Origin of the sequence: Flintibacter sp. HCN-6482 (genome assembly GCF_037892565.1) — a bacterium.
GTDB classification, from domain to species: domain Bacteria; phylum Bacillota; class Clostridia; order Oscillospirales; family Oscillospiraceae; genus Lawsonibacter; species Lawsonibacter aceti.
The window spans coordinates 705,918-731,344 of the sequence record NZ_JBBKBK010000001.1 but is presented as its reverse complement, the minus strand read 5'-3'; the positions used below and the strand labels follow the sequence as shown (position 1 = coordinate 731,344).

Below are 25,427 nucleotides of genomic sequence, written 5' to 3'. Positions count from 1 at the left end.
GATAAAAGGGGAGAAAAAAGTGGATCTTTTTGCGGCGTTTGGGGTGTTCCTGGCTTGTGTGGCCTGCTGTATGGTCATGGGGCTGCCCCAGTTTTTGGCCCTGCTGGTGGGGCTGGTGTGCTTTTTCCTGGTCGGGCTGCACCGGGGACACCGGGCGGCTGACCTGGTCCAAATGACCCTGACGGGAATGAAGACCTCGGTAAAGGTGCTGCGTATCCTGGTCCTGATCGGGCTGCTCACCGCCCTGTGGCGGGCGGGGGGGACGGTGGCCTTCTTCGTCTGGGGAGGCGCACAACTCATCACACCCAGGACCTTCATCCTGGTGGCCTTTTTGCTGCCAGCCCTGTTCAGCTTGGCCTTTGGCAGTTCCTTCGGTGTAGTGGGCACCGCGGGAGTGATCCTGATGGCCATCGCCCGCAGCGGCGGGGCCGATCTAACCGTCACCGCCGGGGCTATCATATCCGGGATCTATGTGGGAGAGCGGCTGTCCCCCGCTTCCTCCTCCGCAGCGCTGACAGCGGCGGTGTCAGGGGCGGAGCAGAGGGCCTTTCAGCACGAGATGTGGCGCACTACCCCTCTGCCCATGGCTTTGTCGCTGGCTGTCTACGGTGTCCTATCCATCCTGTGTCCCATCCGGCAGGTAGACAGCCACATCATCGAGGCTTTAGAGAGCGGCTTTCAGTTGAGCTGGGTGACACTTCTTCCAGCCGCCGCCGTGCTCCTTCTGCCCTGGCTCAAAATAAGCGCGTTCCTGTCCATCGCTGTCAGCTGTGTCCTGGCCGCCATCTGCGCCCTGTTCGTCCAAGGGATGGATCTGGGTGAACTGCTGCTGGCCTGTCTGGTGGGCTACCAGACAGCTCAACCGGGTCTGGCGGACATTATGGCCGGCGGAGGCCTGAGTTCCATGATCAACGTCGTGCTGACTGTGGTCCTGTCCTGCGCCTATTCTGGTATCTTCAACGGGACCGGGCTGCTGGATCCGGTGACTGACCGGGTGGGGCATCTGGTAGACCGGGTAGGTCTGTTCCCCGTCCACATCCTGCTGTCCTTTGGCTGCTGCGGCCTGTTCTGTAACCAGGCTGTGGGCATTGTGATGGGGGCCCAACTGATGGAGGGGGAGTACCGTCGGCGGGGCCTGGATTCCATGGAACTGGCGGTCAATCTCGGGAATTCTGTGCTTAATCTAGCCGGTCTGGTGCCCTGGGCCATCTCCGCCAGCGTCCCGCTGACCACCCTTGGGGTGGGAGCGTCAGCGCTGCCCCTGGCGGTCTACCTCTATCTGGTGTCCCTGTGCTGGTGGGCTTGCCTGGTCTGGAAGGAAAAGAAGAGAAAGAAGGCGGCGGCATTATGAGAGATATCATAAGCGTTGGAGAGGTCCTCATCGACCTGACCCAGACGGGAACAACAGATCAGGGAATCCCAGCCTTTGCCGCCAATCCAGGAGGAGCCCCCGCCAATGTGGCGGTAGCGGCGGCGCGGCTGGGGGCGGAGACCGCCTTTTTTGGAAAAGTGGGCCGGGACAGCTTTGGCGCCTACCTGCGCCGGGTGCTGGAGGAAAATGGCGTGGACTGCTCCGGCCTGCGGACGGGCAGCCAGCCCACCACCCTGGCTGTGGTGTCGGTAGACTCGCGGGGAGAGCGGGACTTTCAGTTCATCCGGGGGGCCGACTGCACTTTAAGCCCGGAGGAGGTGGATGAGGAGGCTCTGGGCCGCACCAAATTTCTCCATTTTGGCTCGGTGAGCCTGACGGCGGGACTGGAGCGAAACGCTACCATTTTCGCTGCCCGCCACGCCCACCGAGCAGGCGTCCTGGTCAGCTATGACCCCAACTATCGGGCGCCCCTGTGGAAGAATCCAGAGGAGGCCGCCCAGTGGATGGCCATACCTCTGCCCCTGGTGGATGTGATCAAGCTGTCAGAGGAGGAGCTCCCCCTCCTCACCGGCACGCGGGACCCAGAGGAGGGCAGCCGCCTGTTGGAAGAGCGGGGCATTTCCCTGATCTTGGTCACGCTGGGGGAGCGGGGGGCCTTCTGCCGCTGGCGGGGAGAGAGCTTTTCTGTCCCCGGTGCCTCGGTCCAGGTCGCTGACACCAACGGAGCCGGAGATACCTTCCTGGGGGCTGTGCTGGCCCGGCTGTGCAGCCGGGGAAGGGAGCCGATGGCGGGGCTGACGGCAGAGGAGCTGCGGGACATTCTGACCTATGCCAACCGAGCGGCTGCCATCACCTGCTCCAGAAGCGGAGCGATCCCGGCTATGCCCAGGGCGGAGGAACTGTGAGTCTTGAGGGAAAAGGAGAGAGTGACCAGGTGAAGCAGTTTCCGTACACGGTAAAGGACCCGCTGGGCCTCCATGCCCGGCCTGCCGGCCTATTGGTCCAGACAGCCAGAGGCCTGGACAGCACGGTTGCCATAATCAAAGGAGGGACAGCGGTGGAGGCTACCCGGATCATCGCCTTGATGACATTGGGCGTGCGCCAGGGGGATCAGATCACCGTGACCGTCCAAGGGGGAGATGAGGAGAGGTCCATAGCGGTCCTGGAGCGTTTTTTCCGGGAGAACCTGTAAAGGAGGCTGGTTTCATGGAGGCGATCAGGGGGACATGGAGCATCGGCGGAATTGCCTTAGGTCCCATCCGCATCTGTCCCCGAATGGGCCGAACTGATACAGCCGGGCCGACATTGTCCCCGGAGGAGGAGCTGAACCGCTTTGAGGCCGCCCGGCGCGGCGCCATGGACCAGCTGGAGGACCTCTATGGACGGGCCTTGGACCAGGCGGGGATGGAGGCGGCTGCCATTTTCCGCATCCACCAGATGCTGCTGGAGGACCCGGATTACCAGGAGGCGGTGCACACCTCCATTCGCCGGGGAGAGGGAGCTTGCCAAGCGGTTCAGAGGGCGGGAGCGCGGTTCACCGCCCTCTTTTCCGCTATGGAGGACGAGTATATGCAGGCCAGGGCCGACGACATGAGGGACATTACGCGCCGGGTGGCGGACCTGCTTACCGGAGTCCGGGAGGAGGACTTGCTGGGCGGGGAGCCGTCCATTCTGGCGGCAGAGGAATTGTCCCCCAGCCAGTTGATCGGACTGGACCGGGACAAGCTGTTGGGGCTGGTTACCCGAGATGTGGGGGCCAGCAGCCATACCGCGATCCTGGCCCGGGCCATGGGCGTCCCGGCTGTGATGGGGGTAGAAATCCAGGAGGACTGGCAGGGAAGAACAGCCATGCTGGATGGAGACCGGGGCTGGCTGTACCTTGACCCCACAGAGCAGATAGTGGAGGAGGGGGAGCAGATGGCCCGTAAGGGCAGGGAGGAGCGGCTGCGGTTAAACCAGTGGAGAGACCGGGATACAGTTACTTTGGATGGCCGGGAGATGCCGTTGCTGGCCAATATTGGCAGCGGCGCTGAGGGGGAGCTGGCCCGGCAGAAGGGCGCCCAGGGCGTGGGGCTGTTCCGAAGTGAGTTCCTCTTCCTGGACCGGGATACCTGTCCGGATGAGGAGGAACAGTTTGCCGCCTATTCCCAGGTGGTGCGGGCGATGGCTGGCCGGCCGGTGGTCATCCGGACCTTGGATGTGGGGGGAGACAAACAGGCCCCCTGTCTGGGGCTTGAGGGGGACAGCTCCCCCTTGGGATGCCGGGGTATCCGGCTGTCCCTAGCCCGTCCCGACCTGTTTCGCCCACAGCTCCGGGCTATTCTCCGGTCTGGTGCTCTGGGACCAGTTTCCCTGATGCTGCCCATGGTGACAGCCCCGTGGGAGGTCCGGAGGGCAAGGGAGATCCTGGAGGAGTGCCGAAGTGAGTTGCAGAGCCAGGGCCGGGAGCCGGGAGAAGTGAGAGTGGGGATCATGGTGGAAACGCCTGCCGCCGTTGTGCTGGCGGATGAGCTGGCCTTAGAGGCGGACTTTTTTTCCCTGGGGACCAACGATCTGACCCAGTATACTCTGGCGGCAGATCGATGCCGCGCCGGCGGCGCTTACGATCCCAGGCACCCGGCCGTTTTGCGGATGATCCGCCACACCGTGGAGGCGGGACACCGGCACGGGCTCCGGGTGTCGATCTGTGGAGATCTGGGGGCAGATCCTGATTTGACGGAGACCTTCCTCCGGATGGGGGTGGACAGCTTGTCCATATCCCCAGAGTTCATTCTGCCCTTAAGAGAATTGATTAGCGGTCTGGATTTATCCGAAGACCGTCTAGCGGAGTGACAGACTAAGGAGCCGCGCGGTGTACAGCCGTGCGGCTCTTTTGATAAGATCCGGAAAAACGCCCATACTATCCTCTTGACAAAGCTGAGATGTCGGGGTATGATATAGACACCCCACCCAGGGGGGGTATAAATAAGTGAGCGATACCTTGGAAAGCGATATCTTTGAGCGGCAAAGCTGGAGGATATGGTGGAGCGAGGACAGGAAGCGGGAATTCAATCAAACAGGCAGCGCCTGCTCCGTTTCCCATTCAGACCGTTCTATTTGAATGGTGGCCGCGCACTGTAATCTCTGAGGCAGCAGAGCCGCCACCGAAAATCCTCCGCTCCGAATTTGTGCGCCTCCGCAGTGTGGAGCGCGGCGCGCCCCATATGGGCGGAGGGGGACAGCGCAACGAGGTGATACGATGAAGCAAAAATTCAACATCACAGGCATGACCTGTTCCGCCTGCTCCGCCCATGTGGAGAAGGCGGTCAGCAAGATGGAGGGCGTCAGAAGTGCCGCGGTCAGTCTGATGACCAACTCCATGGTAGCGGAGTACGACGAAGGTGTCGTCACGGCACAGGATATCATTCAGGCGGTCACCGCCTCTGGCTATGGCGCCTCCCTGCCCCAGGAAAAAGGAAAGGCGGCTGCCCCGCAAAAAGATGACACCATGGAGCGGGAGCTGGCCTCTATGAAGCACCGGCTGATCTGGTCCTTCGTCTTTCTCATTCCCCTATTCTATATCTCAATGGGCCACATGATGGGCGCTCCCCTGCCTGCCTTCCTGCTGGGACATGAGAACGCCGTAGCCTTCGGGCTGACCCAGCTGCTCCTTACTCTGCCTATCATGTATCTCAACGATAAGTATTACAAGGTGGGCTTTAAAACGCTCTGGCATCGGGCGCCCAACATGGACTCCCTGATCGCCGTGGGCTCCATCGCCGCGGTTATCTATGGCGTGTTCGCCATTTACCAGATGGGCTATGGACTGGGCCACGGGGATATGGAGCGGGTGGCCCGCTACCACATGGACCTGTATTTCGAGTCTGCTGGAATGATCCTGACCCTGATTACCCTGGGGAAATTTTTGGAGACCCGCTCTAAGGGCAAGACCAGCCAGGCTATCACCCGCCTGATGGACCTGGCGCCCAAGACGGCCTCTGTCCTTCGGGGCGGGGTGGAGGTGGAGATTCCCGTGGAAGAGGTCCAGGTGGGGGACCGAGTGGTGGTCCGGCCGGGCCAGTCCATCCCAGTGGACGGCGTGATCGTAGAGGGCCAATCCGCTGTGGATGAGTCTGCCCTCACCGGGGAGTCTCTCCCTGTGGACAAATCTGTGGGGGATAAGGTGGCCGCCGCTTCCATCAACAAATCCGGTTTCTTTACCTTTGAGGCCAGCCGGGTGGGGGAGGATACCACTCTGGCTCAGATGATCCGACTGGTGGAGGAGGCTTCTGCCTCCAAGGCTCCCATCGCCAAGCTGGCGGATAAGGTAGCCGGCGTCTTTGTCCCGGTGGTAATGCTGATCGCCGCGGTCACCGCCGTCGTTTGGCTGGTTTTCACCGGCGGGGACGTGACAAAAGCTCTCACTGCCGGCGTGGCGGTGCTGGTCATTTCCTGCCCCTGTGCCCTGGGGCTGGCCACCCCCGTGGCCATTATGGTGGGGACCGGAAAGGGAGCGGAAAACGGCATCCTCATCAAATCCGCTGAGGCGCTGGAGACCCTCCACACCATTGATACGGTGGTACTGGACAAGACCGGCACCCTGACCCAGGGAAAGCCGGTGGTGACCGATATCCTGCCGGCGGCTGATCTGGAGGAGGACGGCCTGCTGACCTTGGCAGCCTGTTTGGAGGGGCCGTCGGAACATCCCCTGGCTGCCGCCATCGTAGAGGAGAGCAGGAGCAGGAAATTGCCCATCACTTCGGTGGGCAACTTTGAGGCCGTCCATGGCCGAGGGGTGCGGGCAACCATCAGAGACCGATACTTCCTGGGGGGAAACCGGGCGATGATGGAGGAGGCTGGAGTGGACCTGGCCGAATTTGGGGTCCAGGCGGACACTCTGGCCGCCCAGGGAAAGACGCCTCTGTACTTTGCGGACGGGGAGCGGGTGCTGGGCCTTATCGCGGTAGCGGACACCCCCAAACCCTCCAGCGCGGCCGCCGTGGCAGCTTTTCGGACGCTGGGGCTGGACGTGGTTATGCTCACCGGCGACAACCGGCGCACTGCCGACGCCATTGGCAAAGAGCTGGGGGTGACCCAGGTGATGGCCGAGGTCCTGCCTCAGGACAAGGAGCGGAAGGTAAAGGAGCTCCAGGATCAGGGCAGGAAAGTGGCCATGGTGGGCGACGGCATCAACGACGCCCCCGCCCTGGCCAGGGCGGACGTGGGACTGGCCATCGGAGCCGGGACTGACGTGGCCATCGAAAGCGCGGACATCGTGCTGATGAAGTCTGACCTGCTGGACGCGGCCTCCGCGGTGGAGCTGTCCCGGGCCACCATCCGAAACATCAAAGAAAACCTGTTCTGGGCATTTTTCTATAACTCGCTGGGTATTCCTCTGGCTGCCGGTGTATTTTATACCACCCTCCATTGGCAGCTCAATCCCATGTTTGCCGCTGCCGCCATGAGCCTAAGCTCGGTCTGCGTAGTGACAAATGCCCTGCGCCTGCGCTTTTTCAAAAGCAAATTCAAATCCCCGCCCACAGAGGAGCGGAGCGCCCGGGAGGGAGCCTGCCCCCTGGAGATAAAGGAAACAGAGCAAGGAGGAACAGAAACGATGAACAAGACCATGATAATCGAGGGCATGATGTGCGGCCACTGCACCGGACGGGTGGAGAAGGCCCTGTCCGCCATTGACGGAGTGGACAAGGTAGAGATGAGTCTGGAGGATAAGTCCGCCGTTTTGTCCCTATCTAAGGAAGTGGATGACAAGGTGCTCACCGACGCCGTCACCGAGGCAGGCTATGAGGTGGTGTCTGTCAAGTGAAGGCAGACCACGCCCAGGTGAACCGGCTGCTAAAGACCGCCCGCGGGCAGATCGACGGCATTTTGAAGATGGTGGAGGAGGACCGCTACTGCCTGGATGTATCCAGCCAGATCATGGCCGCCCAGTCCATCCTGAAAAAGGCCAACCGGATGGTGCTCAGGGCCCATATGGACTGCTGCGTCCGGGAGGCGGCCGCCTCCGGCGACCCGGACGCCAAGCTGGAAGAGCTGGCTGCCCTGCTGGATAAGCTGACGGACTGAAGCGAATATTTGAGTAGACTGCGGCGGCGGGTCCTACAAATAGGGGCCCGCCGCCCATCCCGTTTCTTACCTTAACTTATAAAAAATAAAAAATAGCTTGACGAATAGCGGGAAAGATGATATAGTATCCCATACCTGTGAAAAGGGGCTTTTTTGTCGTGCGCATTTTTACGGTGTTTGACGTCCGACCCCCTTGGCCATACTTGGAACACAGGGAGGCAACAGAGCCGGATCCCACCGTAGACCATGGCGTATTGCGCCCTTGTGTCGCTGGATCTGGCAATATGGCCGGGTCCGGCGTTTTCTGTTTTAGGAACGCTTTTTCTCCCGTCCGACTCAACGCGGGCCGCTGCGGCGGTCCCTGTAAATTCAAAAGGAGGTGCCGAACAAATGGCAAGCAAAGCCGGCGCGCGCATTAAGATCACCCTGCGGTGCTCTGAGTGCAAGCAGAGAAACTACAACACCATGAAGAACAAGAAGAATACCCCTGACCGCCTGGAGCTGAACAAATACTGCCCCTTCTGCAGAAAGCACACCGTCCACAATGAGACCAAGTAATTGGAGCCTCACAGGCTGAAAGGAAAGAAGGGTAGCAACATGGCTGAGAACGAGAAGCTGGAGCAGACTGCCCAGACTGCTTCTGACAAGGCCGACAAGGCCAAGAAGGACAAGAAGTCCGAGAAAAAGTCCAAGCCCGGCGTCTTTGCCCGCATTGGCAAGTGGCTCAAGGATATGAAGAGCGAGCTGAAGAAAGTCCAGTGGCCCACCCGCAAGCAGACGGTCAACAACACCCTGATCGTCATCGCCTGTGTGGTCGTGGTTGGCATCTTTATCTGGCTGTTTGACCTGGTGGCCAACAAGGGGATCGGCCTGATCCTTTCCCTGCTGGGCTGAGGGCGCGGACTATGGCTGACAACGCGAACTGGTATGTGGTACACACCTATTCCGGGTATGAGAATACGGTGAAGGCCACCATCGAGAAGTATGTGGAGAACCGCAACATGAGAGATCTGATCCACGAGATCAGCATCCCCATGGAAACGGTTACCGAGATCACCGACAACGGTCCCAAGGACGTGGAGCGGAAGGTCTTTCCCGGCTATGTCCTGGTCAAGATGGTGATGAACGACGAGACCTGGCACGTGGTGCGCAATATCCGCGGCGTCACCGGATTTTTGGGCGAGGGCAATAAGGCCATCCCCCTGTCTGAAGACGACGTGGCTGCCCTTGGGGTGGAGAAGCGCGAGATCGTAGTCAGCTATCAGCTGGGCGACACGGTCAAGATCACCGAGGGCGCCCTGGAGTCCTTCCTGGGCACCGTGGAAGAAATTGACCTGGAGCGCGGCAAGGTTAGGGTGGTAGTGTCCATGTTTGGACGCGAGACCCCCGTGGAGCTGGAGCTGGACCAGGTGGAGCCCGCAAATTCCTGACAATGACCGACTGGACGCAGGATGCGGCGGCTATGGCGCGCCGCATGCTTCAGGTTGGGTCATAAATGGCGCACCAGGGTCGCCGCGCCCTACAAAAGCGGCCCGCACAAGTGGGAGGAGCGATTACCGCTCCGCCAAACGACCACATTTTTCAAATGGAGGTGCTCTTTCGTGGCACAGAAAGTAACTGGATATGTAAAACTTCAGATCCCCGCCGGCAAGGCGACTCCCGCCCCCCCTGTTGGCCCCGCTCTGGGCCAGCACGGCGTGAATATCGCCGCCTTTACCAAGGAGTTCAACGAGCGCACCAAGAACGACGTGGGTATGATCATCCCCGTTATCATCACCGTATACGCCGATCGCTCCTTTACCTTTATCACCAAGACTCCTCCCGCCCCCGTGCTGATCAAGAAGGCCTGTAATCTGGAGAAGGCCTCCGGCGTGCCCAATAAGAACAAAGTGGCCACCATCAGCAAGGAAGACGTCCGCAAGATCGCCGAGATCAAGATGCCCGACCTGAACGCCGCCTCCATCGAGGCCGCTATGAGCATGATCGCCGGCACCGCCCGTTCCATGGGCATCCTGGTGGGCGAGTAAGGAGGGTTAGAGATGTTTAGAGGTAAGAAATATCAGGAGAGCGCCAAGAAGATCGACCGCAACGCTCTGTACGATACCGCCGACGCCATGAAGCTGGTTGTCGATACCGCCACCGCTAAGTTCGATGAGACCGTGGAGCTCCACGTGAAACTGGGTGTCGACTCCCGCCACGCTGACCAGCAGGTCCGCGGCGCCATCGTTCTGCCCCACGGCACCGGCAAGACCCAGCGCGTGCTGGTCTTTGCCAAGGCCGCCAAGGCGGACGAGGCCAAGGCTGCTGGCGCTGACTACGTAGGTGAGATGGACCTGGTGGAGAAGATCCAGAAGGAAAACTGGTTCGACTTCGACGTGGTAGTGGCTACCCCCGACATGATGGGCGTGGTAGGCCGTCTGGGTAAGGTGCTGGGCCCCAAGGGCCTGATGCCCTCTCCCAAGGCCGGCACCGTCACCATGGACGTGACCAAGGCCGTCAACGAGATCAAGGCCGGTAAGGTGGAGTACCGTCTGGACAAGACCAATATCATCCACTGCCCCATCGGCAAGGTTTCCTTTGGTCCTGAGAAGCTGGCTGAGAACTTCAACGCCATCATGGGCGCCATTGTTAAGGCCAAGCCCGCCGCCGCCAAGGGCCAGTATATCAAGAGCTGCACCGTGGTATCCACCATGGGCCCCGGTGTGAAAGTCAACGGCGCCAAACTGATGTAAGACGCGCGCGTACCGCTGGGAGGACCTGGTCCTCGATTTGGCGGCTGCGCTGTGCCTCAATTTTGTTTGTCATGCCCGGACAGGTTTTGCTTGACAAGGCCTGTCCGGGATGATAAAATATTATTCGCGTTCAAAGACAGCAGGTTCCGGCCCGCCGGAGTAAGTCCTGCCGAGAGTGCTTTCAAAAGAATACCTTTTGATGGTACTGTCCTCCTGTCTTTTGACCGGAGGTTTTTTGTTGCGCGGAAACAATTTCTGGAGGTGAATCCAAAATGCCTAACGCAAAGGTCCTTTCTGAGAAGCAGGCTGTTGTGGCCGCTCTGACGGAGCAGCTGAAGGGCGCCGCCAGCGGCGTGCTGGTGGATTACAAGGGTATCACCGTTGCCGAGGACACCGCTCTGCGCGTCGAGCTGCGCCAGAACGAGGTGCAGTATGGCGTGGTGAAGAATACTCTGGCCCGGTTCGCCCTGAACAATGTGGGCCTGGAAAGCCTGGATGAGGTGCTCAACGGCACCACTTCCCTGGCGACCAGCGCCGGCGACCCAATCGCTCCCATGCGTGTGGTCAACAAGTACGCCAAGCAGCTGGGCGATCGCTTCAACATCAAGGGCGGCTTCATGGATGGCAAGGTGCTGTCCCTGGAGGAGATCCTGGCTCTGGCCGAATTGCCCGCTAAGGATGTTCTGCAGGCTCAGGCTCTGGGCATGATGCTGGCTCCTATCACCAGTCTGGCTATCGTGCTGAAGGCCATCGCCGAGAAGGGCGGCGAAGCCGCCCCTGCTGCCGAGGAGGCCGCCGCCCCCGCTGAGGAAGCTCCTGCCGCCGAGTAAGTCGGCGTACCTTTCCCCGCTCCCCGGTGGGGAGAAAAAATTTAGATTTTGATTACACAATTAGGAGGTAAATTATCATGGCAAGTGAGAAGATTACTGCTCTGATCGAGGAAGTCAAGGCTCTGACCGTGCTGGAGCTGTCCGAGCTGGTCAAGGCTCTGGAGGAGGAGTTCGGCGTGTCCGCCGCCGCTATGGCCGCTCCCGCTGCTGGCGGCGCTGCTGCTCCCGCCGCTGAGGAGAAGACCGAGTTTGACGTGGTTCTGGCCAGCTTTGACGCTGCTGCCAAGATCAAGGTCATCAAGGCCGTCCGCGAGATCACCGGCCAGGGTCTGGCCGAGGCTAAGGCTACCGTCGAGGGCGCTCCCAAGGCTCTGAAGGAGGGCGTGTCCAAGGACGAGGCCGAGGAGCTGAAGAAGAAGCTGGAAGAGGCCGGCGCCAAGGTCGAGCTGAAGTAAGCTGTCCCCATGCATTTAAAAGGACTGCCGCTTTTTGCGGCAGTCCTTTTTTCGTTTACCACTTGACCCGCAGTGTATCCCGCAGGCTGACTCCCTGGGCATGAAGAGCGGCCAGGTAGAGGACCAGAGCGAAGGCTAGACTGCCCAGCCCAGCCCAAAGGAGAGGAAGCCCGCTGGCCTTTAGATACCGGAGCAGAAGATTGGTGTTCAATGCGGCCAGGAGAGAGGCCAGCCCAGGGGCAGTCATCCAGCGGAAGAGCTGGGGCCGCAGACCTGTGTGCCGTAGAACAAGAGACAGGCACAGGACAAGCTCCAGCGCGGTGGATACCAGAGCTCCGGCCACATAGCCTTTCATTCCAAGGCCAGGCAGGGGGATTAGAACCAGAGTGCAGGCCAGCTGTACCCCACCGCCTAGCAGGGAAACAGCGGCCACCTCCTTCTGGCGGCCAACTCCGTTGAGGACGGCGGCCAACACGGAGCAGTAGCAGCTCATGGCGGTGGTAACAGCCAGAGGGATCAGGTGCTCTCCTACGCCATCCTGCTTGAACATGAGCCGGCCCAGGTCAGGGCCCAGCACCACCATCAGAGCCATGGCAGGCAGAGTGAGGACAGAGACTGCAGCCATGGCTCGGGAGGACAGCCGCCGCACCTCACCCGGCCAGTTTAAGGCGCAGGCCCGAGCCAGACGGGGGACCAGGACCAGATTGAGGGCGCCCAGAAAGACAATGGGAAGGGAGAGCATGGGCATGGTCATGCCACAGACCACACCGAATTCGGAGATGGCCGCCGACCGCTCCATCCCTCCCTCTACCAGCTTCTGGGGAATTAAAGTGGCGTTGGCCGCTCCCATCAGGTTGCCCAGCAGGGCGTTGGCCCCTACAGGCAGGGCAATGGAGAGCACTCGCTTCCGGCGGATTCGGGCGGTTTCCCCCGGCCCGTTCAGCCCTAAACGGCCTAACCGACGGCGGTACAGGACGGACAGGGTGCAGGCGGAGAATACCTCGCAGATCACCATCCCCAGGACGATAAGCCCGACCACCCGCTCCGGATACTGAGGCAGAAAGAAGAGCAGCAGTCCAAGCACCGCTGCCGTCCGGATGAACTGCTCCACTAGTTCGACGATGGCCGGCGGCCGAACCAGCCCCGCCCCATAAAAGAAGTGCTTGTGTAGATTTTCCACACCGGTAAGGGCAACACAGGGGACCAGCAGAATAAGACCTAGCTGGGTCCTGGCGTCCCCCAACAGCTCCACAGAGATGGGGTCGGACAGCCAGATGACCAGCGCGCCTAGAGGGAGCAGAAGGAGAAAAAAGGCCCGCAGGCAGGTGCCCATTGTCTGGGACAGCCCCCTCCGGTTGCCCAGGGCCAGATACTGGGAGGTAAGGTTAGACATGGCGGAGGTCAGGCCAATGGCGGTCAGAGAGAGAAGGACCGAATACACTGGCATGATAAGCTGGTATAGCCCCATGACTTCCGCCCCTACGGCCCGAGACAGGGCCACACGGTAGCCGAAGCCCAGTATCTGGGATACCGCGCCTACAGCGGTGAGGAAGAGCGCCCCCTTGCCCGCCGACAACATTTTTTCGCCCAACGATGATCACCCCTCCCTGTCACTCTATTCGCGGGGAGGGCGCTTCATGACCAAAGGAAAAAAGGAGGCGCGCCGTCTGGCGCGCCTCCTCGGCCGCTTTTTGAACGGGAGAGAGGGGAAGGGGGTTACTCCTCCTCGTCAGCCTCCACCACATCGTCGCTCAGGTCCAAAGAGAACTTGGACTGACAGTTGGGGCACTGTATAAAGCCCTCCGCCAGAGCCTCATCGTCGATGATGAGAGGCTCCTCACAGGTGGGGCACTCCACCTCAAACCAGTCGTCGTCGTAGTCCTCCTCGTCGTTCTCATCCTCGTCAAAGACCACGGACTCCACATCAGCCAGGTCATCGGACAGCACATCGATTTCCTCTCCCAGAGCCAGAGCGTTCTCCTCCAGGTCCTCGATGGACAGGCCGACCTCCTCCAGAATGCCGATCATCACAGAGATGAGCTTTCCCTCCTTGGACTTCTCGGTATCCAAATTCAGGCCCTCGGCCAAACCTTTGAGATAGGCGACTTTTTCGGAAATAGTCATAATCGTTCTCCTTTTCAGGCGGCGGGGACAAACCCCGGCCTACGGTTGTTAGGTGGGACTCACGACGGCTGGGACACTTAACCCTTGCAACGCTCCAGATACTCGCCGGTGCGGGTGTCAATCTTGATTTTGTCGCCAGGATTGATGAACAAGGGGACCTTGATCTCGGCGCCGGTCTCCAAAGTGGCGGGCTTGGTCACATTGGTAGCGGTGTCACCCTTGAAGCCGGGATCGGTTTCGGTGACCACCAGCTCAACAAAGTTGGGGGGTTCCACACCAAAGACGCTGCCCTTATAGGACATGACCTTGCAGGGGGTATTCTCCATAACAAACCGGAAGGAGTCGCCCAGCAGATCCTTGCTGATGGGCAGCATATCAAAGGTCTCCATGTCCATGAAATAGTACAGGTCGCCGTCGTTGTAGCTATACTCCATGTCCTTGCGTTCCACGAAGGCCTGCTCAAATTTAGCGGTGGGATTGAAAGAAGTTTCGGTGACACCGCCGGTGATGATATTCTTCATCTTGGTGCGGACGAAGGCGGCGCCTTTGCCGGGCTTCACGTGTTGAAACTCGACTACCTGCATGACCTTTCCGTCCATTTCAAAAGTCACGCCATTGCGGAAGTCGCTGGCAGAAATCATTGCCATAGGAATCATCCTCCATTATCGTTGAAATAAGCTGATTTATTTTACCCTATTTTCCCTGCTTTGACAAGGGGTTTCCTGGGATTTGATGAAGCGGGCCGGTAAATTTCTCCCATTACAGCAGGATGACGCCGGCCTCCTCGGCGGCCTTAAGGTTGGGCTCATCCCAGAGAGAGCTCTGGACCTCTCCGATATGGGCCTTGCCTAACAGGGCCATAGACACCCGGGATTGCCCGATGCCGCCGCCCATAGTCAGAGGCAGCTCGCCGTTCAGCAGCATTTTGTGGAAGGGCAGGCCGCGCCGGTCGTCACAGCCGGCCAGAGCGAGCTGCCGGTCCAGCGCCTCAGGGTCTACCCGGATGCCCATGGAGGACAGCTCCAGAGACTGACCGTTGACGCTGTCCCACACCAGCAGGTCGCCGTTAAGGGACCAGTCGTCATAGTCGGGCGCCCGACCGTCGTGAGGCTGGCCGGAGCGGAGCTTGCCCCCGATGCCAATGAGAAAGGTGACGGGATGCTCCTGGGTGAAGGCGTGCTCCCTCTCCTTGGGGGTCAACTGGGGGTACAGGTCCTCCAGCTCCTGGGAGGTGATAAAGGTCACTTCACGGGTCAGCTTGGGCAGGACGGACAGCTGGGGAAACACGGTGTGGAGGAAGGACTGGGTCTCGGCCAGGGCGCCCACGATGGAGCGGACGGTCTGCTTCAAGAAATCCAGGTTCCGGTCCTCTCTGGAGATGATTTTCTCCCAGTCCCACTGGTCTACATAGGCGGAGTGGAGGGCGTCCAGTGCCTCGTCTCGACGAATGGCGTTCATGTCGGTGTACAGCCCCTCACCCACCTGGAACTGGTAGCGTTTCAGGGCCAGGCGCTTCCACTTGGCCAGGGAGTGGACCACCACCGCGGTTTCCTGACAGCCATTGATGTCAAAGGACACGGGCCGCTCTACGCCATTCAGGTCGTCATTCAGCCCGGAGGTGGAGGAGACGAACAGGGGGGCGGACACCCGGTGGAGGCGGAGAGCACCGGACAGCTTATCCTCAAAGAGCCGGTTGAGTAGACCGATGGCCTTCTGTGTTTCATAGATGGACAGCAGGGAAGTATAACCCTGGGGGATGTGGATCTGAGGCATGGTGGCAGGGTCCTCCTTTTTCAATCGAATCTCCCTTATTATAACGAATTATTTGCGGGAGCGCAACGGCGTTTTTTACAGTTTTATTACGATTTTGTTTCTGAACTTGCCTTTTCCACTCACTTTACAGTATAATGGCGGTGCTGCGGCCGCGGCGACGACAAAAATAGAAAATGAGGAAACCAAGATGAATTATCATTATGATTCGGAGCTTGTGGGTTAAACCGGGAGGTTTGCGCCCAAACGCTTCGCGCGCCTCCCAAAAGAACACATGATATCTTTTAGGAGGAAATATCCCCATGAATCGGGAAAATAAACGGAAAATATTTGAAAAAGGCTACTATAAGACACATCCCTGCCGAGATAGCTTTACCTGTAAGGTGTGCGGCTGGCTGGTGACGCCGGAGGCGGCGGGCAGCGATCACCGCAACCACTGCCCCAACTGCCTGTCCAGCCTGCATATGGATGAGGAGCCTGGGGACCGGGCCGCCGAGTGTGGTGGCGTGATGGACCCCATCGGGGTCTGGGTCCGGAAAAACGGAGAGTGGGCGGTCATCCACCGGTGCCGCCGGTGCGGTAAGCTAAGTTCCAACCGGTCAGCAGCGGACGACAACCCTGTGAAGCTTATGTCCATCGCGCTGAAGCCCCTTGCTATGCCTCCGTTCCCACTGGAGCGTATAGAAGCGATTACCACCCTCATGGGCGGAGAGGGCAGGCTTTTGTAACGGCCCATTTCAGAGCGTCCGCTTCGGCGGGCGCTTTATTTCATCTCTTGCCAAACCAGACCGCCATGGCTATAATGATAACCATAAAAAATGACAAGGAGGATCCCGCCATGAAACTGGCAGAGGCCCTGCAGGAACGGGCGGACCTGAACCGTCGCATCGAGCAGCTCCGAAATCGGCTGGAGAACAGCGCCCTCGTCCAGGAAGGAGAGCGCCCTGCGGAAGCTCCCGAGGTGCTTCTGGAGGAACTGGAGCACTGCGCCGCTAGGCTGGAGGAACTGATGGTCCGCATCAATCTTACCAACAGCAGAACAATGGTGGATGGTCTCACCCTTACGGAACTGATTGCGAAAAAGGACTGCCTGTCCCTGAAAATCAGCGTGTACCGGGATCTTCTTCAACAGGCGGGGCAGACCACCCGCCGGGCAACCCGCTCTGAGATTAAGATTCTCAGCACAGTAGACGTGGCCCAGTTGCAAAAGGACACTGATCGGATGGCCCAGCAGCTGCGCCTTTTGGATAACAAGCTGCAGCAGACCAACTGGTCCACAGAACTGTCATAAGCTGACAAAGGATAGTTTCCGGAGCGAGTGCGATCTCTTTGGCTGAGAATGAGCCAACCATTGGTATGCGTCCTTGGGCGGACGCGGGGGTTCGATTCCCCGGCTTATCGTAATGCCCCGACTGCGCATGACCGCATTGTGATTTGGCATCACGCACAACCCAGCACTGACCGGAGACGAGGGTGGGTACGGGGATTTTTGAACAACAGAGGAGCAAACAATGAAATTTATATCCTGGAATGTGAACGGGCTGCGGGCCTGTATGAAAAAAGGCTTTTTGGACTTTTATCAGGAGCGGCGGCCGGATTTCCTATGTCTGCAGGAGACCAAGATGGAACAGGGACAGGCGGATGTCCCCATTGGGGAGGGTCTCCTGGAATACTGGAACTCCGCGGAGAAGAAAGGGTACTCCGGAACCGCCGTGTTTACCCCCCATACCCCCATCTCTGTGGCCTACGGTATGGACAAGGACCTCCACGACCACGAGGGGCGGCTCATTACACTAGAGTATGAGGGGTTCTATCTGGTGTGCTGCTACACCCCAAACTCCCAGGATGGCCTGAAGCGGCTAGACTACCGGATGGAGTGGGAGGACGACCTGCGGGATTACCTTAGCTCTTTGGACAGGCAAAAGCCGGTCATCTACTGCGGGGACTTGAACGTGGCCCACCGGGAGATCGACCTGAAAAATCCAAAGACCAACCGGATGAACGCGGGGTTCTCCGATCAGGAGCGGGAGAAGATGACGATTCTGCTCTCCTCCGGCTTTACTGACACGTTCCGATTCCTCTATCCCGACGCCACCGGGGCCTACTCCTGGTGGTCCTATCGGTTCAATGCCCGGAAGAACAACGCGGGATGGCGTATCGACTACTTTATCGTATCCGACCGCCTACGGGATAAGATCCGCCGGGCGGAGATTCTCGCTGACGTAGAAGGCAGCGACCACTGTCCGGTGCTGCTGGAGCTGGACGTATGATATTAAGACGGAGAGGGAAACGCCATGCGATTTGAATACTGCCCACACTGTGGGACGAGAGCCGTCCAAAAGGAGATCGGGGACGAGGGGCTGATGCCATGGTGCGACCGCTGTAAGCGGCCTCTATTTGACATATTCTCCACCTGTATCATCGCTCTGGCGGTGGACGAAGAGGGGAATGTGGCCCTTCTGCGCCAGGGGTATATCTCCACCCGGCACTATGTGCTGGTGTCCGGATATATAAAGCCGGGAGAGAGCGCCGAGGAGTGCGCGGCCCGGGAGATTGGGGAAGAACTGGGCCTTGCGGTCCGGGGGCTCCACTTCACCGGGACCTACTGGCTGGGAAAAAAGGATATGTTGATGATCGGCTTTGTGGCAAACGTCCACCGGGAGGAGTTCCACCTCTCCCAGGAGGTGGACCAGGCGGTCTGGGTCACTCCAGAGGAGGCCCTGACTATGGTAAACGCCCATCCGGCCATTTCCCACCAGGTGGTGGAATATTACGTGGACCATCGGGAGAGCCTGACGCCCTCTGTTTTGGCCTAGTGCACATCAACAGAAAGGAAGAGAATTTCCATGAAGTTAGCAGAATTATTTGGGAAGGGGCGCACGGTTTTCTCCTGTGAGGTGTTTCCCCCTAAAAAGACTAGCCCAGTAGACAGCATCTACAAGACGTTGGACGGCCTGCGGGACATCCACCCAGACTTTATTAGCGTCACCTTCGGGGCGGGAGGGTCTCAGGTGAACCAGTCCACACGGGAGATCGCCGGACTGATCCAGAACCAGTACCACATCCCGGCCATGGCCCACTTGACCTGTGTGGCGGCCGGCAGGGAGGACGTGGACCGGCTGCTGGAGGAGCTGAAGGCCGAAGGGGTGGAGAACATCCTGGCGCTCCGGGGGGACGTGAATCCAGATATCCCGCCCAAGACAGACTTTGCCCACGCCAGCGATCTGGTGTCCTATATCCGCGCCCACAGCGACTTCGGAGTGTCTGCCGCCTGCTACCCCGAGGGACACCTGGAGAGCCCTGACCTGGTCAGCGATATTCGCCACCTGAAGGAAAAGGTGGATGCCGGGGCCCAGCATCTGGTCAGCCAGCTGTTCTTTGACAATGAGGATTTCTTTCGTTTCCTGGAGCGGGCCAGGATTGCCGGCATTGATGTGCCTATTGAGGCCGGCATCATGCCCGTGCTGTCCAGGTCCTCCATCCAGCGGATGGTGTCCATGTGCGGCGCCAGCCTGCCCAGCAAGCTGACCCGTATCCTAGCCCGGTATGGCGACCATCCGGCTGCCCTGCGGGAGGCTGGCATCGCCTATGCCATTGATCAGATCTCCGATCTCATTGCTGGAGGAGTGGAGGGTATCCACCTGTATACCATGAATGACCCCGCAGTAGCCCAGCAAATTGCCGGCAGCCTGACCTCCATCCGGTCGGTGTAGGATTTTAACAATTTTTAAGGAAAACTACCAGATATCCTAATTTTCCTGTGGTAGGATGAGGAAAACCACAGGAGAAGGCGGTCGTCATGAAGAAGAAAAAGCAGAGTTTGATCCTGGTCCTCGCCCTGCTGCTCCTTTTGGGAGGAGGGCTGTTCCTGTACCGAAGCGGCTTTTTCCAGGCAGCAACCTCAGCAGAAGGGCTGCAGGAGTATATCCGCCGGTTCGCTCCTTATTCACACCTGATTTTTTTCCTGCTCCAGTTCCTGTCAGTGGTACTGGCTCCGATTCCCAGCAATATCAGCGCCGCGGCCGGGGGTGTGCTCTTTGGTACCTGGCCTTCCTTCTGGCTCACTTTTGGGGCAGTGATGGCCGGCTCCCTCCTGGTCTTTTGGCTGGCCCGAGTGCTGGGCAGAGATTTTGCTGACCGGCTGGTCAGCCGAAGGCTGTCAGACCGCTACCAGGACGTGATTCGAGCGAAAACGGATATCTTTCTGCTGCTGGCTTTCCTGTTTCCCTTCTTTCCGGACGATGTGCTGTGCATCCTGGCAGGCCTGACAGAGATCCCGTTTCGCAGGTTCGCGCTCATTGCGCTGTGCGCCCGCCCTTGGGGCCTGCTGTTCGCCAGCGCATTAGGTGGCGCCTCCCTCCGGCTACCGCTGTGGGCTATGGCCCCTATCGGACTGGGCGGCCTGGCTCTCTTTCTGCTGGGAATGAAGTACGGGGACCGGGTGGAAGCAGAGATTTTGCGCCGGCTAAAGCGGGGAGGATAAGAGATAAAAAATTTTTGGGACTGGGTCTTTACAAACTCAGTCCCATATGTTATGCTTAAATAGCAAACGATAATTACTATTGTTAGGGGGGCGGATATGGAACGGTCCATTCGATACAGTAAAAAGAGAGAGGCCATCCTGGCCGCCATTCAGGGCACCAGCTGCCATCCCTCCGCCGAGTGGATCTACCAGCAGTTGAAACCCAGCCATCCCGACCTGAGCCTGGGCACCGTGTACCGCAATCTCATCTTCTTTCAGGAGAGAGGCGATATTCGGAGCGTAGGAGTCATTCAGGGACAGGAGCGTTTTGACGCCGTTGTCACCCCCCATAGCCACTTTGTTTGCGAATACTGCGGCGCGGTCATCGATTTGCCCCATCTTACTTTGGACAGTGAGATGGACCATGCCGTCAGTCAGCAATATGGGCTGATGGTCTACCGCCATGAGCTCACCCTGCATGGACTTTGTCCCGACTGTATAAAACAGAAAAAAAGTAAGGAGGAAACACGATCATGAAAAAGTTTGTTTGTACCATTTGCGGTTATGTCCACGAGGGCGACGCTGCCCCTGAATTCTGCCCCATCTGTAAGGCTCCTGCCGAGAAGTTCAAGGAGCAGGCTGGTGAGAAGACTTGGGCCGCCGAGCACGTTGTGGGCGTGGCTCAGGGCGTGGACGAGGAGATCATCAAGGGCCTGCGTATGAATTTTGAGGGCGAGTGCTCTGAGGTCGGTATGTATCTGGCCATGGCCCGTGTGGCTCATCGGGAGGGGTATCCTGAAATCGGCCTGTACTGGGAGAAGGCCGCCTATGAGGAGGCTGAACACGCCGCCAAGTTTGCCGAGCTGCTGGGCGAGGTGCTGACCGACTCCACCAAGAAGAACCTGGAGATGCGTGTGGACGCTGAGAACGGCGCCACCGCCGGCAAGTTCGAGCTGGCCAAGAAGGCCAAGGAGCTGGGGCTGGACGCCATCCACGACACCGTGCATGAGATGGCCCGCGACGAGGCCCGTCACGGCAAGGCTTTCGCCGGCCTGCTGAAGCGTTACTTCGGCTGAGAAAAAGCCAATAAATAAGCACTTTTTGAGAGGGAACCGGGAGACCGGTCCCCTCTCTTTTTATTTTCATCTTGTACAAAAATGGTACATGGAGCTTTTCAGGCCCCATGTTTTCTCTTCAAGTGGTACAAACATGTACCATTTTGCATCTCTATGATACCCCGAAACCCCTTGAATTGCAAGCATTTCCGAGCATCTTTTAGGCAAGAAAAATACATCTCCGAAACAGGAAAATAACATCTTTCAGGCATCTTTTTAGCTGCCATTTTTCGATGGGAAGCACGGTTGATTTTTGACCGTGCTTTTTCTTTTTACTTTAGAGGTGTGTACCATTATAACGACACTGACTGATTTTGAAAATGCTATACTAAAGTCACAAAAGAGATGAGGAACACAAAACCTCACGAAAAGAAAGGAAGAGTAAAAATGAAATCTGAGTACATTATGATTTTGGTTTGGGCCGATTTGAACAAGCGAAAGATTTATGTTCCCCGCAAACTCATGGAGCGAGTACACATTCTGAATAGCGCCGAGGCGCAGTTGTACTTTACTTATCGAAACCGCTACCCCGACTTTGAGGTTATGGTAGGTTGAGTGAGTACCAATAAAACGACTTACGACTGTCCCGCCCCTGCTATAATAAGACCATAAAGAACAGGGAAGCAAAGCCCTGAAAAACAAAAAATATTTATAAAAGGAGATTATTACCATGACTAACCTGACCATCAACAACAAGGCCCGCACCATCGAGATGACCAAGAAGTTTGAGAAAGCCGCCAGCCGCTTCGGTTCCGACGAGTACAAGGCGCTCCAGGAGGCCCGCAGGGACAACCCCACTTACAAGGTCATTGTCAAGACCAGCACCGCCAAGAGCAAAGAGAGCTTCAAGGGCCTGACCTACGATTACATGAAGAAGTACATTGCTGCCCACGACGACAAGGACAAGACCATCATGGCCGAGTTTGAAATGCTCCGGGGCACCTCTGCTGAGGCGAAGGAAATGAACGCCGCCGCCCGTCCCTACGGCGAGATGAAGAAGTGGTTCTTCGACAAGTACCCGGCCTTCAAGGAGTTTACCGAAAACTGCAACAAGGCGCTGAAAAAGGAGAAGGCCGCCTAACCCCGATTACCAAAAGAAAGGAGCTGCCCGCACATGAAGAACTATGTGAGAATCGACGAAGCAAATCGGCAAATTATTATGGATAGGACATTTTCACGGCTTTCCAAGATTGTCGGTTCCGAGGAATACAACCTCTTGCAGAGGGCCCGCCAGGACTACGAGGGCTTCCATGTAGTGACCCGCACCATCCGCCGCAACGACAAGAAGGAGTGTTACCGTGGCCTTACCTATGACTACATGGAGCGGTATATCCTGCTCCATGATAAAGCCACTGAGCGGAAGAAGGAGTTTGACGAGATGCGTTTGATTGCCGAGTGCCACAGCAAGCGCTACCCCGTTATCAAACAGTGGTTCTTGCAGCAGTACCCCGAGATTGCCAAGTTCGGTATGCCCGACCTCCCCGAAAGTCCCGCCGCCGAGCAAGCCCCCGCCAATGCAGCACCGCCCGCTGCGTCAATGGAAGAGGTGCAGGTAGACCCCGCCGCCTGAATTGAAGTGTATTTTTCAAAAATGAAACGAAAGAGGTAAAGATTATGAACATGAACAGCTACAAAATCGACTTCATCAACAACACCATGACCATCACCAAAACCTTTGAGAGAGCCGCAAACAATCCCTGCTCCGAGGAATACAAGCTGGTGCAGAAAATCCGCGCCGACTTCCCCACCATGCAGTTTGTCCGCAAGGTTTCCCCCGCCGCCAAGCGGCCTAGCCCCTTCAAGGGCCTGACCTACGCCGCTATGGAGCGGTACATTCTCCGCGAAGGAAGCTCCGAGTTGATGAGCGAGTTTGAAATGGTGCGAGCGAGCTCCACGTTTGAGAACAATCACTATCTCCTGGTTCGGAAATGGTTTGTGCAGCGGTTCCCGGAATACATGGGGCAGAACATTGAAGCTATGAAATTTTACACCGACAACTGCGAGGCCGCTTGATAACAATGGAATACAAAAATGAGAGAGGACGGTACTGCTGGTGTACCGTCCTCTTTGGCTATGTTGTAATCAATAAACAGAAACGTCTACTTTTTCGGGTTCACCTACAAAAGCCCCAGTTTTATCAATAACTGCCTCAAACACACTGTCAGCATTATTGGCGAACAAAATAGTGGCCTGTCCATTTTCAAAGTACGGGGCGTTTACTCCCATTTCACTGGAGTAGGGTATTCTACCCATGTTATACGATGACAAATCAATGACCATATTCCCTTCAATGTCATAAAAGCCGGGGCGGGCCGCCTTGTCAGTACAGGCATAGAACAATCCCTCCGAATAGACGGGGAAATTGTGGCCGGGCTTATTGGGCACGAACTTGCAGGTGAACTCGGTGATTTCGCCCTTTGTGTTCAGCGCATTGAGTCTGCCGCCGCCAAAGGCGTCCTCTGCTTCGCAGAAAAGTGAGTACCCATCTTGGAAAGTAGATATTTTAGAGGCATCAAACTCGGCTTGAGAATTATCGACAACATTCCAGATAAGACACTCCCAGACTGCAACCTCAAGTTGACCTGTGACAGAATCGGTTATCATGTCTGGCCAAGGGCCGACCCGGTACTCTTCGTCCTTCGTGTATACGGAGACACCCGGAGAGGCAAGGAACACGCCTTCGCCCAAGTACATGTAACAAGAACTATCTCGCAGAGTTTCGCTGCTGCCCTCGGCACGGAACCGTACTTCCTCTACAAAAGTTCCGGTGTCGGTCAATTCTTGTACCCACTCTCCGCTATCATCCACAACACCAAGCATAAATTTATATCCGTCGTAGGCGTCAACCTCTTTTTTTACCAGGTGATACCCGTCCCCGGAGCAAAGGATTTCGTCCCACTCCCCATTGTTGGGTACAGTTACTTCCTGACTACTGTTGGCATCGTCACTGGGGGTTTCGCTGCCGCTCGGCGTATTGGTTTCGCTGCTGCCTGATACGTTTGCGCCGCTGGTTCCGCTGACATCGCTGGTCGTGTCCCCGCCGCAAGCGGCCAAAGACAACGTTAATGCTCCTGCCAGTAGAAGAGACACTATTTTTTTCATTACTACCTATTCCTCCTAATCAATTAAAATATAAGAGAGGGGGACTACCAAATGAAGTATAGCATGGTTTTGCGAAAATGTCTATCATCATAGACAGTGCGACAAGAATTTTCTCATAAAATATAGTGAGAAAAGAGGTGTTGTCGTGCAGTTTGATAATTACGCGGTAGGGCAAACCATCCGAAGCCTGCGAAAAGCAAAAGGGATTTCTCAAGATGTGTTGAGCGGTTTTGCTGGAATTGCACGCACACACTTATCAATGATTGAAAATGGAACCAAACAAGCAAACTTTGAAACTATTTGGAAAATTGCAGGAGCTTTAGAAATGCAGCCAAGTGAATTGGTGGCTAAAATTGAAGAAACGATAAAAGGGCAAGAGTAATTACTAAACAAAAACTCTTGCCCTTTTCATTATTTGCTTGCTACCGTCGCCGGTCGTGTTCTCCGTAATTTATCAGCGGTCGGGAAAACTGCCAAGAAAAGCCGCCGTCAGAAATTACAACTGTATTTTCCCGGAACCATCCCCGCCGCCGCGAGGCACTTCCCTGTTCCGCTCCACCTGGGGGTACTCCCGGCCTGCCCTTTGACCTTCTTGCGAGGGAAATTCCTTCACCCGCTCGCAACAGGGGTTCCGCTCCAAATTGAAAATGCACTTTCAAAAACGAATTTGACCGCTCAAAGCAAAAGAAAAACCATGAACACTATGTAAATTTACGCGCAAAGTATTGATGTTGCGCGTAAAAAGGAATAGAATAGTAGTGCCATAGAAAGGAGTGGTCACAATGGCAGAAACAACAAACCTCAATATCCGCATTGACAAAGACCTGAAAGAGCGTGCCGAAGCTGTCTTTGCCGACATGGGTATGAGCATGACAACGGCCTTTAACATCTTTGTGCGCCAGACCTTGCGGCAGGGCAAAATCCCCTTCGAGATTTACGCAGACCCATTTTACAGCGACAGCAATATGCGGGCATTGGACAACAGTATCAAGCAGGCCGGGCAGGGCAAGGTGGTAGTCAAGTCTATGGACGAGTTGGAGCAGCTTGCCGATGGGGACTAACATCACATTCACGGAACAGGCGTTTGAAGAATATCTGTCATGGCAAGGACAGGACAGAAAAACGCTGAAACGGATAAATGCCTTGTTGAAGGACATTTGCAGAAGTCCATTTGAAGGGATTGGAAAGCCAGAGCCATTGAAGGAAAACCTATCAGGCTATTGGAGCCGACGCATTGACGATACGAACAGACTTGTTTACCGCATGGTCGATGGACAGGTCGAAGTCTATCAATGCAAAGGCCATTATGACGATTGAGTGAGTGAAGCGGTGCTGCCAGCCGCTTCACTTTTTTGTTGTCCAGGTTCCGCTCCAAATTGAAACTGCACTTTCAAACGGAATT

General features: G+C 57.3%; 33 protein-coding genes. 28 read left to right on the top strand and 5 right to left on the bottom strand.

The window, feature by feature from the left end; translation table 11 throughout:
- Nucleotides 1-19 precede the first annotated feature (19 nt).
- The 13 genes from WKS99_RS03615 to rplL all read left to right on the top strand — a co-directional run bounded on the left by WKS99_RS03615 (nucleotide 20) and on the right by rplL (nucleotide 11,452).
- Nucleotides 20-1,351 (top strand): Na+/H+ antiporter NhaC family protein, encoded by a 1,332-nt coding sequence (locus tag WKS99_RS03615; RefSeq protein WP_147571069.1) that lies wholly within the window; start codon nucleotides 20-22, stop codon nucleotides 1,349-1,351.
- Nucleotides 1,348-2,277 carry a carbohydrate kinase family protein gene (locus WKS99_RS03610; RefSeq protein WP_147571068.1) on the top strand — a complete coding sequence of 310 codons (930 nt, stop codon included), beginning with the start codon at nucleotides 1,348-1,350 and terminating at the stop codon, nucleotides 2,275-2,277. The genes WKS99_RS03615 and WKS99_RS03610 overlap by 4 nt, the downstream gene beginning before the upstream one ends.
- Before the next feature lie 29 nt (nucleotides 2,278-2,306).
- Nucleotides 2,307-2,564 carry an HPr family phosphocarrier protein gene (locus tag WKS99_RS03605; protein WP_147571067.1) on the top strand — a complete coding sequence of 86 codons (258 nt, stop codon included), beginning with the start codon at nucleotides 2,307-2,309 and terminating at the stop codon, nucleotides 2,562-2,564.
- A gap of 14 nt (nucleotides 2,565-2,578) precedes the next feature.
- The gene (gene ptsP / locus WKS99_RS03600) at nucleotides 2,579-4,204 is read left to right on the top strand and encodes a phosphoenolpyruvate--protein phosphotransferase (protein WP_340405345.1); all 1,626 of its coding nucleotides are present in this window, start codon (nucleotides 2,579-2,581) and stop codon (nucleotides 4,202-4,204) included.
- Nucleotides 4,205-4,610: 406 nt separating this feature from the next.
- Nucleotides 4,611-7,175: a heavy metal translocating P-type ATPase gene (locus WKS99_RS03595; protein ID WP_340405344.1), complete on the top strand. Its 2,565-nt coding sequence runs from the start codon at nucleotides 4,611-4,613 to the stop codon at nucleotides 7,173-7,175.
- Nucleotides 7,172-7,435, top strand: coding sequence for a metal-sensing transcriptional repressor (locus WKS99_RS03590; protein WP_147571064.1), 264 nt, complete (start codon nucleotides 7,172-7,174; stop codon nucleotides 7,433-7,435). The genes WKS99_RS03595 and WKS99_RS03590 overlap by 4 nt, the downstream gene beginning before the upstream one ends.
- 390 nt (nucleotides 7,436-7,825) lie before the next feature.
- Nucleotides 7,826-7,993 (top strand): 50S ribosomal protein L33, encoded by a 168-nt coding sequence (gene rpmG, locus WKS99_RS03585; RefSeq protein WP_008980220.1) that lies wholly within the window; start codon nucleotides 7,826-7,828, stop codon nucleotides 7,991-7,993.
- 39 nt (nucleotides 7,994-8,032) lie between these two features.
- Entirely contained in the window at nucleotides 8,033-8,329 is a 297-nt protein-coding gene (gene secE, locus WKS99_RS03580; RefSeq protein WP_147571063.1) for a preprotein translocase subunit SecE, read from the top strand.
- Between the two features lie 11 nt (nucleotides 8,330-8,340).
- Nucleotides 8,341-8,865: a transcription termination/antitermination protein NusG gene (gene nusG / locus WKS99_RS03575; RefSeq protein WP_147571062.1), complete on the top strand. Its 525-nt coding sequence runs from the start codon at nucleotides 8,341-8,343 to the stop codon at nucleotides 8,863-8,865.
- A gap of 171 nt (nucleotides 8,866-9,036) precedes the next feature.
- Nucleotides 9,037-9,462, top strand: a complete 426-nt coding sequence (gene rplK, locus WKS99_RS03570) for a 50S ribosomal protein L11 (RefSeq protein WP_147571061.1) — start codon at nucleotides 9,037-9,039, stop codon at nucleotides 9,460-9,462.
- Between the two features lie 12 nt (nucleotides 9,463-9,474).
- Nucleotides 9,475-10,167: a 50S ribosomal protein L1 gene (gene rplA / locus WKS99_RS03565; protein ID WP_147571060.1), complete on the top strand. Its 693-nt coding sequence runs from the start codon at nucleotides 9,475-9,477 to the stop codon at nucleotides 10,165-10,167.
- A 272-nt stretch (nucleotides 10,168-10,439) separates the two neighbouring features.
- The gene (rplJ, locus tag WKS99_RS03560) at nucleotides 10,440-10,997 is read left to right on the top strand and encodes a 50S ribosomal protein L10 (RefSeq protein WP_186852242.1); all 558 of its coding nucleotides are present in this window, start codon (nucleotides 10,440-10,442) and stop codon (nucleotides 10,995-10,997) included.
- A 77-nt stretch (nucleotides 10,998-11,074) separates the two neighbouring features.
- On the top strand, nucleotides 11,075-11,452 hold the full coding sequence (rplL, locus tag WKS99_RS03555; protein WP_147571058.1) for a 50S ribosomal protein L7/L12: 378 nt from the start codon (nucleotides 11,075-11,077) through the stop codon (nucleotides 11,450-11,452).
- 55 nt (nucleotides 11,453-11,507) lie between these two features.
- Here the strand turns inward: rplL and WKS99_RS03550 are convergent, their stop codons facing one another.
- From WKS99_RS03550 to asnA, 4 genes are all read right to left on the bottom strand, one after another.
- A complete protein-coding gene (locus WKS99_RS03550; protein ID WP_340405343.1) occupies nucleotides 11,508-13,043 on the bottom strand; it encodes an oligosaccharide flippase family protein in 1,536 nt (511 codons plus the stop codon).
- A gap of 125 nt (nucleotides 13,044-13,168) precedes the next feature.
- Nucleotides 13,169-13,576, bottom strand: a complete 408-nt coding sequence (locus WKS99_RS03545; protein WP_147571057.1) for a CD1247 N-terminal domain-containing protein — start codon at nucleotides 13,574-13,576, stop codon at nucleotides 13,169-13,171.
- A gap of 77 nt (nucleotides 13,577-13,653) precedes the next feature.
- A complete protein-coding gene (gene efp, locus WKS99_RS03540; RefSeq protein WP_147571166.1) occupies nucleotides 13,654-14,217 on the bottom strand; it encodes an elongation factor P in 564 nt (187 codons plus the stop codon).
- 118 nt (nucleotides 14,218-14,335) lie between these two features.
- A complete protein-coding gene (gene asnA / locus WKS99_RS03535; protein ID WP_147571165.1) occupies nucleotides 14,336-15,349 on the bottom strand; it encodes an aspartate--ammonia ligase in 1,014 nt (337 codons plus the stop codon).
- 299 nt (nucleotides 15,350-15,648) lie between these two features.
- Between asnA and WKS99_RS03530 the strand changes: the two genes are divergently transcribed.
- The 12 genes from WKS99_RS03530 (at nucleotide 15,649) to WKS99_RS03475 (ending at nucleotide 22,936) form a co-directional block, all read left to right on the top strand.
- On the top strand, nucleotides 15,649-16,074 hold the full coding sequence (locus WKS99_RS03530; protein ID WP_147571056.1) for an RNHCP domain-containing protein: 426 nt from the start codon (nucleotides 15,649-15,651) through the stop codon (nucleotides 16,072-16,074).
- Between the two features lie 110 nt (nucleotides 16,075-16,184).
- Nucleotides 16,185-16,637, top strand: a complete 453-nt coding sequence (locus WKS99_RS03525) for a DIP1984 family protein (protein WP_147571055.1) — start codon at nucleotides 16,185-16,187, stop codon at nucleotides 16,635-16,637.
- Between the two features lie 220 nt (nucleotides 16,638-16,857).
- On the top strand, nucleotides 16,858-17,616 hold the full coding sequence (locus WKS99_RS03520; protein WP_340405342.1) for an exodeoxyribonuclease III: 759 nt from the start codon (nucleotides 16,858-16,860) through the stop codon (nucleotides 17,614-17,616).
- Between the two features lie 24 nt (nucleotides 17,617-17,640).
- The gene (locus tag WKS99_RS03515) at nucleotides 17,641-18,162 is read left to right on the top strand and encodes an NAD(+) diphosphatase (protein ID WP_186852238.1); all 522 of its coding nucleotides are present in this window, start codon (nucleotides 17,641-17,643) and stop codon (nucleotides 18,160-18,162) included.
- A 30-nt stretch (nucleotides 18,163-18,192) separates the two neighbouring features.
- Complete coding sequence (gene metF / locus WKS99_RS03510; protein ID WP_147571052.1) at nucleotides 18,193-19,059, top strand: methylenetetrahydrofolate reductase [NAD(P)H]; 867 nt, start codon at nucleotides 18,193-18,195, stop codon at nucleotides 19,057-19,059.
- Between the two features lie 86 nt (nucleotides 19,060-19,145).
- Nucleotides 19,146-19,829 (top strand): TVP38/TMEM64 family protein, encoded by a 684-nt coding sequence (locus WKS99_RS03505; RefSeq protein ID WP_147571051.1) that lies wholly within the window; start codon nucleotides 19,146-19,148, stop codon nucleotides 19,827-19,829.
- 96 nt (nucleotides 19,830-19,925) lie between these two features.
- Nucleotides 19,926-20,345: a Fur family transcriptional regulator gene (locus WKS99_RS03500; protein WP_147571050.1), complete on the top strand. Its 420-nt coding sequence runs from the start codon at nucleotides 19,926-19,928 to the stop codon at nucleotides 20,343-20,345.
- Nucleotides 20,342-20,884 carry an NADH peroxidase gene (locus WKS99_RS03495; protein WP_340405341.1) on the top strand — a complete coding sequence of 181 codons (543 nt, stop codon included), beginning with the start codon at nucleotides 20,342-20,344 and terminating at the stop codon, nucleotides 20,882-20,884. Before WKS99_RS03500 ends, WKS99_RS03495 begins: the two co-directional genes overlap by 4 nt.
- Nucleotides 20,885-21,310: 426 nt before the next feature.
- Nucleotides 21,311-21,478 carry a hypothetical protein gene (locus tag WKS99_RS03490; RefSeq protein ID WP_340405340.1) on the top strand — a complete coding sequence of 56 codons (168 nt, stop codon included), beginning with the start codon at nucleotides 21,311-21,313 and terminating at the stop codon, nucleotides 21,476-21,478.
- Between the two features lie 115 nt (nucleotides 21,479-21,593).
- Complete coding sequence (locus WKS99_RS03485) at nucleotides 21,594-22,004, top strand: hypothetical protein (protein WP_340405339.1); 411 nt, start codon at nucleotides 21,594-21,596, stop codon at nucleotides 22,002-22,004.
- Between the two features lie 33 nt (nucleotides 22,005-22,037).
- Complete coding sequence (locus WKS99_RS03480; protein WP_340405338.1) at nucleotides 22,038-22,493, top strand: hypothetical protein; 456 nt, start codon at nucleotides 22,038-22,040, stop codon at nucleotides 22,491-22,493.
- A 44-nt stretch (nucleotides 22,494-22,537) separates the two neighbouring features.
- Nucleotides 22,538-22,936: a hypothetical protein gene (locus tag WKS99_RS03475; protein ID WP_340405337.1), complete on the top strand. Its 399-nt coding sequence runs from the start codon at nucleotides 22,538-22,540 to the stop codon at nucleotides 22,934-22,936.
- Nucleotides 22,937-23,005: 69 nt separating this feature from the next.
- On the opposite strand, the gene WKS99_RS03470 is transcribed toward WKS99_RS03475, so the two are convergent.
- The gene (locus WKS99_RS03470) at nucleotides 23,006-24,025 is read right to left on the bottom strand and encodes a hypothetical protein (protein WP_340405336.1); all 1,020 of its coding nucleotides are present in this window, start codon (nucleotides 24,023-24,025) and stop codon (nucleotides 23,006-23,008) included.
- Nucleotides 24,026-24,170: 145 nt separating this feature from the next.
- On the opposite strand from WKS99_RS03470, the gene WKS99_RS03465 reads away from it, so the two are divergent.
- The 3 genes from WKS99_RS03465 to WKS99_RS03455 all read left to right on the top strand — a co-directional run bounded on the left by WKS99_RS03465 (nucleotide 24,171) and on the right by WKS99_RS03455 (nucleotide 25,342).
- Nucleotides 24,171-24,407 carry a helix-turn-helix domain-containing protein gene (locus tag WKS99_RS03465; RefSeq protein ID WP_340405335.1) on the top strand — a complete coding sequence of 79 codons (237 nt, stop codon included), beginning with the start codon at nucleotides 24,171-24,173 and terminating at the stop codon, nucleotides 24,405-24,407.
- Nucleotides 24,408-24,807: 400 nt separating this feature from the next.
- A complete protein-coding gene (locus WKS99_RS03460; RefSeq protein WP_007493621.1) occupies nucleotides 24,808-25,086 on the top strand; it encodes a type II toxin-antitoxin system RelB/DinJ family antitoxin in 279 nt (92 codons plus the stop codon).
- Nucleotides 25,076-25,342 carry a Txe/YoeB family addiction module toxin gene (locus tag WKS99_RS03455; protein ID WP_007493622.1) on the top strand — a complete coding sequence of 89 codons (267 nt, stop codon included), beginning with the start codon at nucleotides 25,076-25,078 and terminating at the stop codon, nucleotides 25,340-25,342. The genes WKS99_RS03460 and WKS99_RS03455 overlap by 11 nt, the downstream gene beginning before the upstream one ends.
- Nucleotides 25,343-25,427: the final 85 nt, after the last annotated feature.

Bases quoted from the DNA above. Each gene is read 5' to 3' on its own strand.
- WKS99_RS03610 (WP_147571068.1), top strand. From the start codon at position 1,348: ATGAGAGATATCATAAGCGTTGGAGAGGTCCTCATCGACCTGACCCAG.
- ptsP (WP_340405345.1), top strand. From the start codon at position 2,579: ATGGAGGCGATCAGGGGGACATGGAGCATCGGCGGAATTGCCTTAGGT.
- WKS99_RS03595 (WP_340405344.1), top strand. From the start codon at position 4,611: ATGAAGCAAAAATTCAACATCACAGGCATGACCTGTTCCGCCTGCTCC.
- rpmG (WP_008980220.1), top strand. From the start codon at position 7,826: ATGGCAAGCAAAGCCGGCGCGCGCATTAAGATCACCCTGCGGTGCTCT.
- secE (WP_147571063.1), top strand. From the start codon at position 8,033: ATGGCTGAGAACGAGAAGCTGGAGCAGACTGCCCAGACTGCTTCTGAC.
- nusG (WP_147571062.1), top strand. From the start codon at position 8,341: ATGGCTGACAACGCGAACTGGTATGTGGTACACACCTATTCCGGGTAT.
- rplA (WP_147571060.1), top strand. From the start codon at position 9,475: ATGTTTAGAGGTAAGAAATATCAGGAGAGCGCCAAGAAGATCGACCGC.
- rplJ (WP_186852242.1), top strand. From the start codon at position 10,440: ATGCCTAACGCAAAGGTCCTTTCTGAGAAGCAGGCTGTTGTGGCCGCT.
- rplL (WP_147571058.1), top strand. From the start codon at position 11,075: ATGGCAAGTGAGAAGATTACTGCTCTGATCGAGGAAGTCAAGGCTCTG.
- WKS99_RS03545 (WP_147571057.1), bottom strand. From the start codon at position 13,576: ATGACTATTTCCGAAAAAGTCGCCTATCTCAAAGGTTTGGCCGAGGGC.
- efp (WP_147571166.1), bottom strand. From the start codon at position 14,217: ATGATTTCTGCCAGCGACTTCCGCAATGGCGTGACTTTTGAAATGGAC.
- asnA (WP_147571165.1), bottom strand. From the start codon at position 15,349: ATGCCTCAGATCCACATCCCCCAGGGTTATACTTCCCTGCTGTCCATC.
- WKS99_RS03530 (WP_147571056.1), top strand. From the start codon at position 15,649: ATGAATCGGGAAAATAAACGGAAAATATTTGAAAAAGGCTACTATAAG.
- WKS99_RS03525 (WP_147571055.1), top strand. From the start codon at position 16,185: ATGAAACTGGCAGAGGCCCTGCAGGAACGGGCGGACCTGAACCGTCGC.
- WKS99_RS03520 (WP_340405342.1), top strand. From the start codon at position 16,858: ATGAAATTTATATCCTGGAATGTGAACGGGCTGCGGGCCTGTATGAAA.
- WKS99_RS03515 (WP_186852238.1), top strand. From the start codon at position 17,641: ATGCGATTTGAATACTGCCCACACTGTGGGACGAGAGCCGTCCAAAAG.
- metF (WP_147571052.1), top strand. From the start codon at position 18,193: ATGAAGTTAGCAGAATTATTTGGGAAGGGGCGCACGGTTTTCTCCTGT.
- WKS99_RS03505 (WP_147571051.1), top strand. From the start codon at position 19,146: ATGAAGAAGAAAAAGCAGAGTTTGATCCTGGTCCTCGCCCTGCTGCTC.
- WKS99_RS03500 (WP_147571050.1), top strand. From the start codon at position 19,926: ATGGAACGGTCCATTCGATACAGTAAAAAGAGAGAGGCCATCCTGGCC.
- WKS99_RS03495 (WP_340405341.1), top strand. From the start codon at position 20,342: ATGAAAAAGTTTGTTTGTACCATTTGCGGTTATGTCCACGAGGGCGAC.
- WKS99_RS03490 (WP_340405340.1), top strand. From the start codon at position 21,311: ATGAAATCTGAGTACATTATGATTTTGGTTTGGGCCGATTTGAACAAG.
- WKS99_RS03485 (WP_340405339.1), top strand. From the start codon at position 21,594: ATGACTAACCTGACCATCAACAACAAGGCCCGCACCATCGAGATGACC.
- WKS99_RS03480 (WP_340405338.1), top strand. From the start codon at position 22,038: ATGAAGAACTATGTGAGAATCGACGAAGCAAATCGGCAAATTATTATG.
- WKS99_RS03475 (WP_340405337.1), top strand. From the start codon at position 22,538: ATGAACATGAACAGCTACAAAATCGACTTCATCAACAACACCATGACC.
- WKS99_RS03470 (WP_340405336.1), bottom strand. From the start codon at position 24,025: ATGAAAAAAATAGTGTCTCTTCTACTGGCAGGAGCATTAACGTTGTCT.
- WKS99_RS03460 (WP_007493621.1), top strand. From the start codon at position 24,808: ATGGCAGAAACAACAAACCTCAATATCCGCATTGACAAAGACCTGAAA.
- WKS99_RS03455 (WP_007493622.1), top strand. From the start codon at position 25,076: ATGGGGACTAACATCACATTCACGGAACAGGCGTTTGAAGAATATCTG.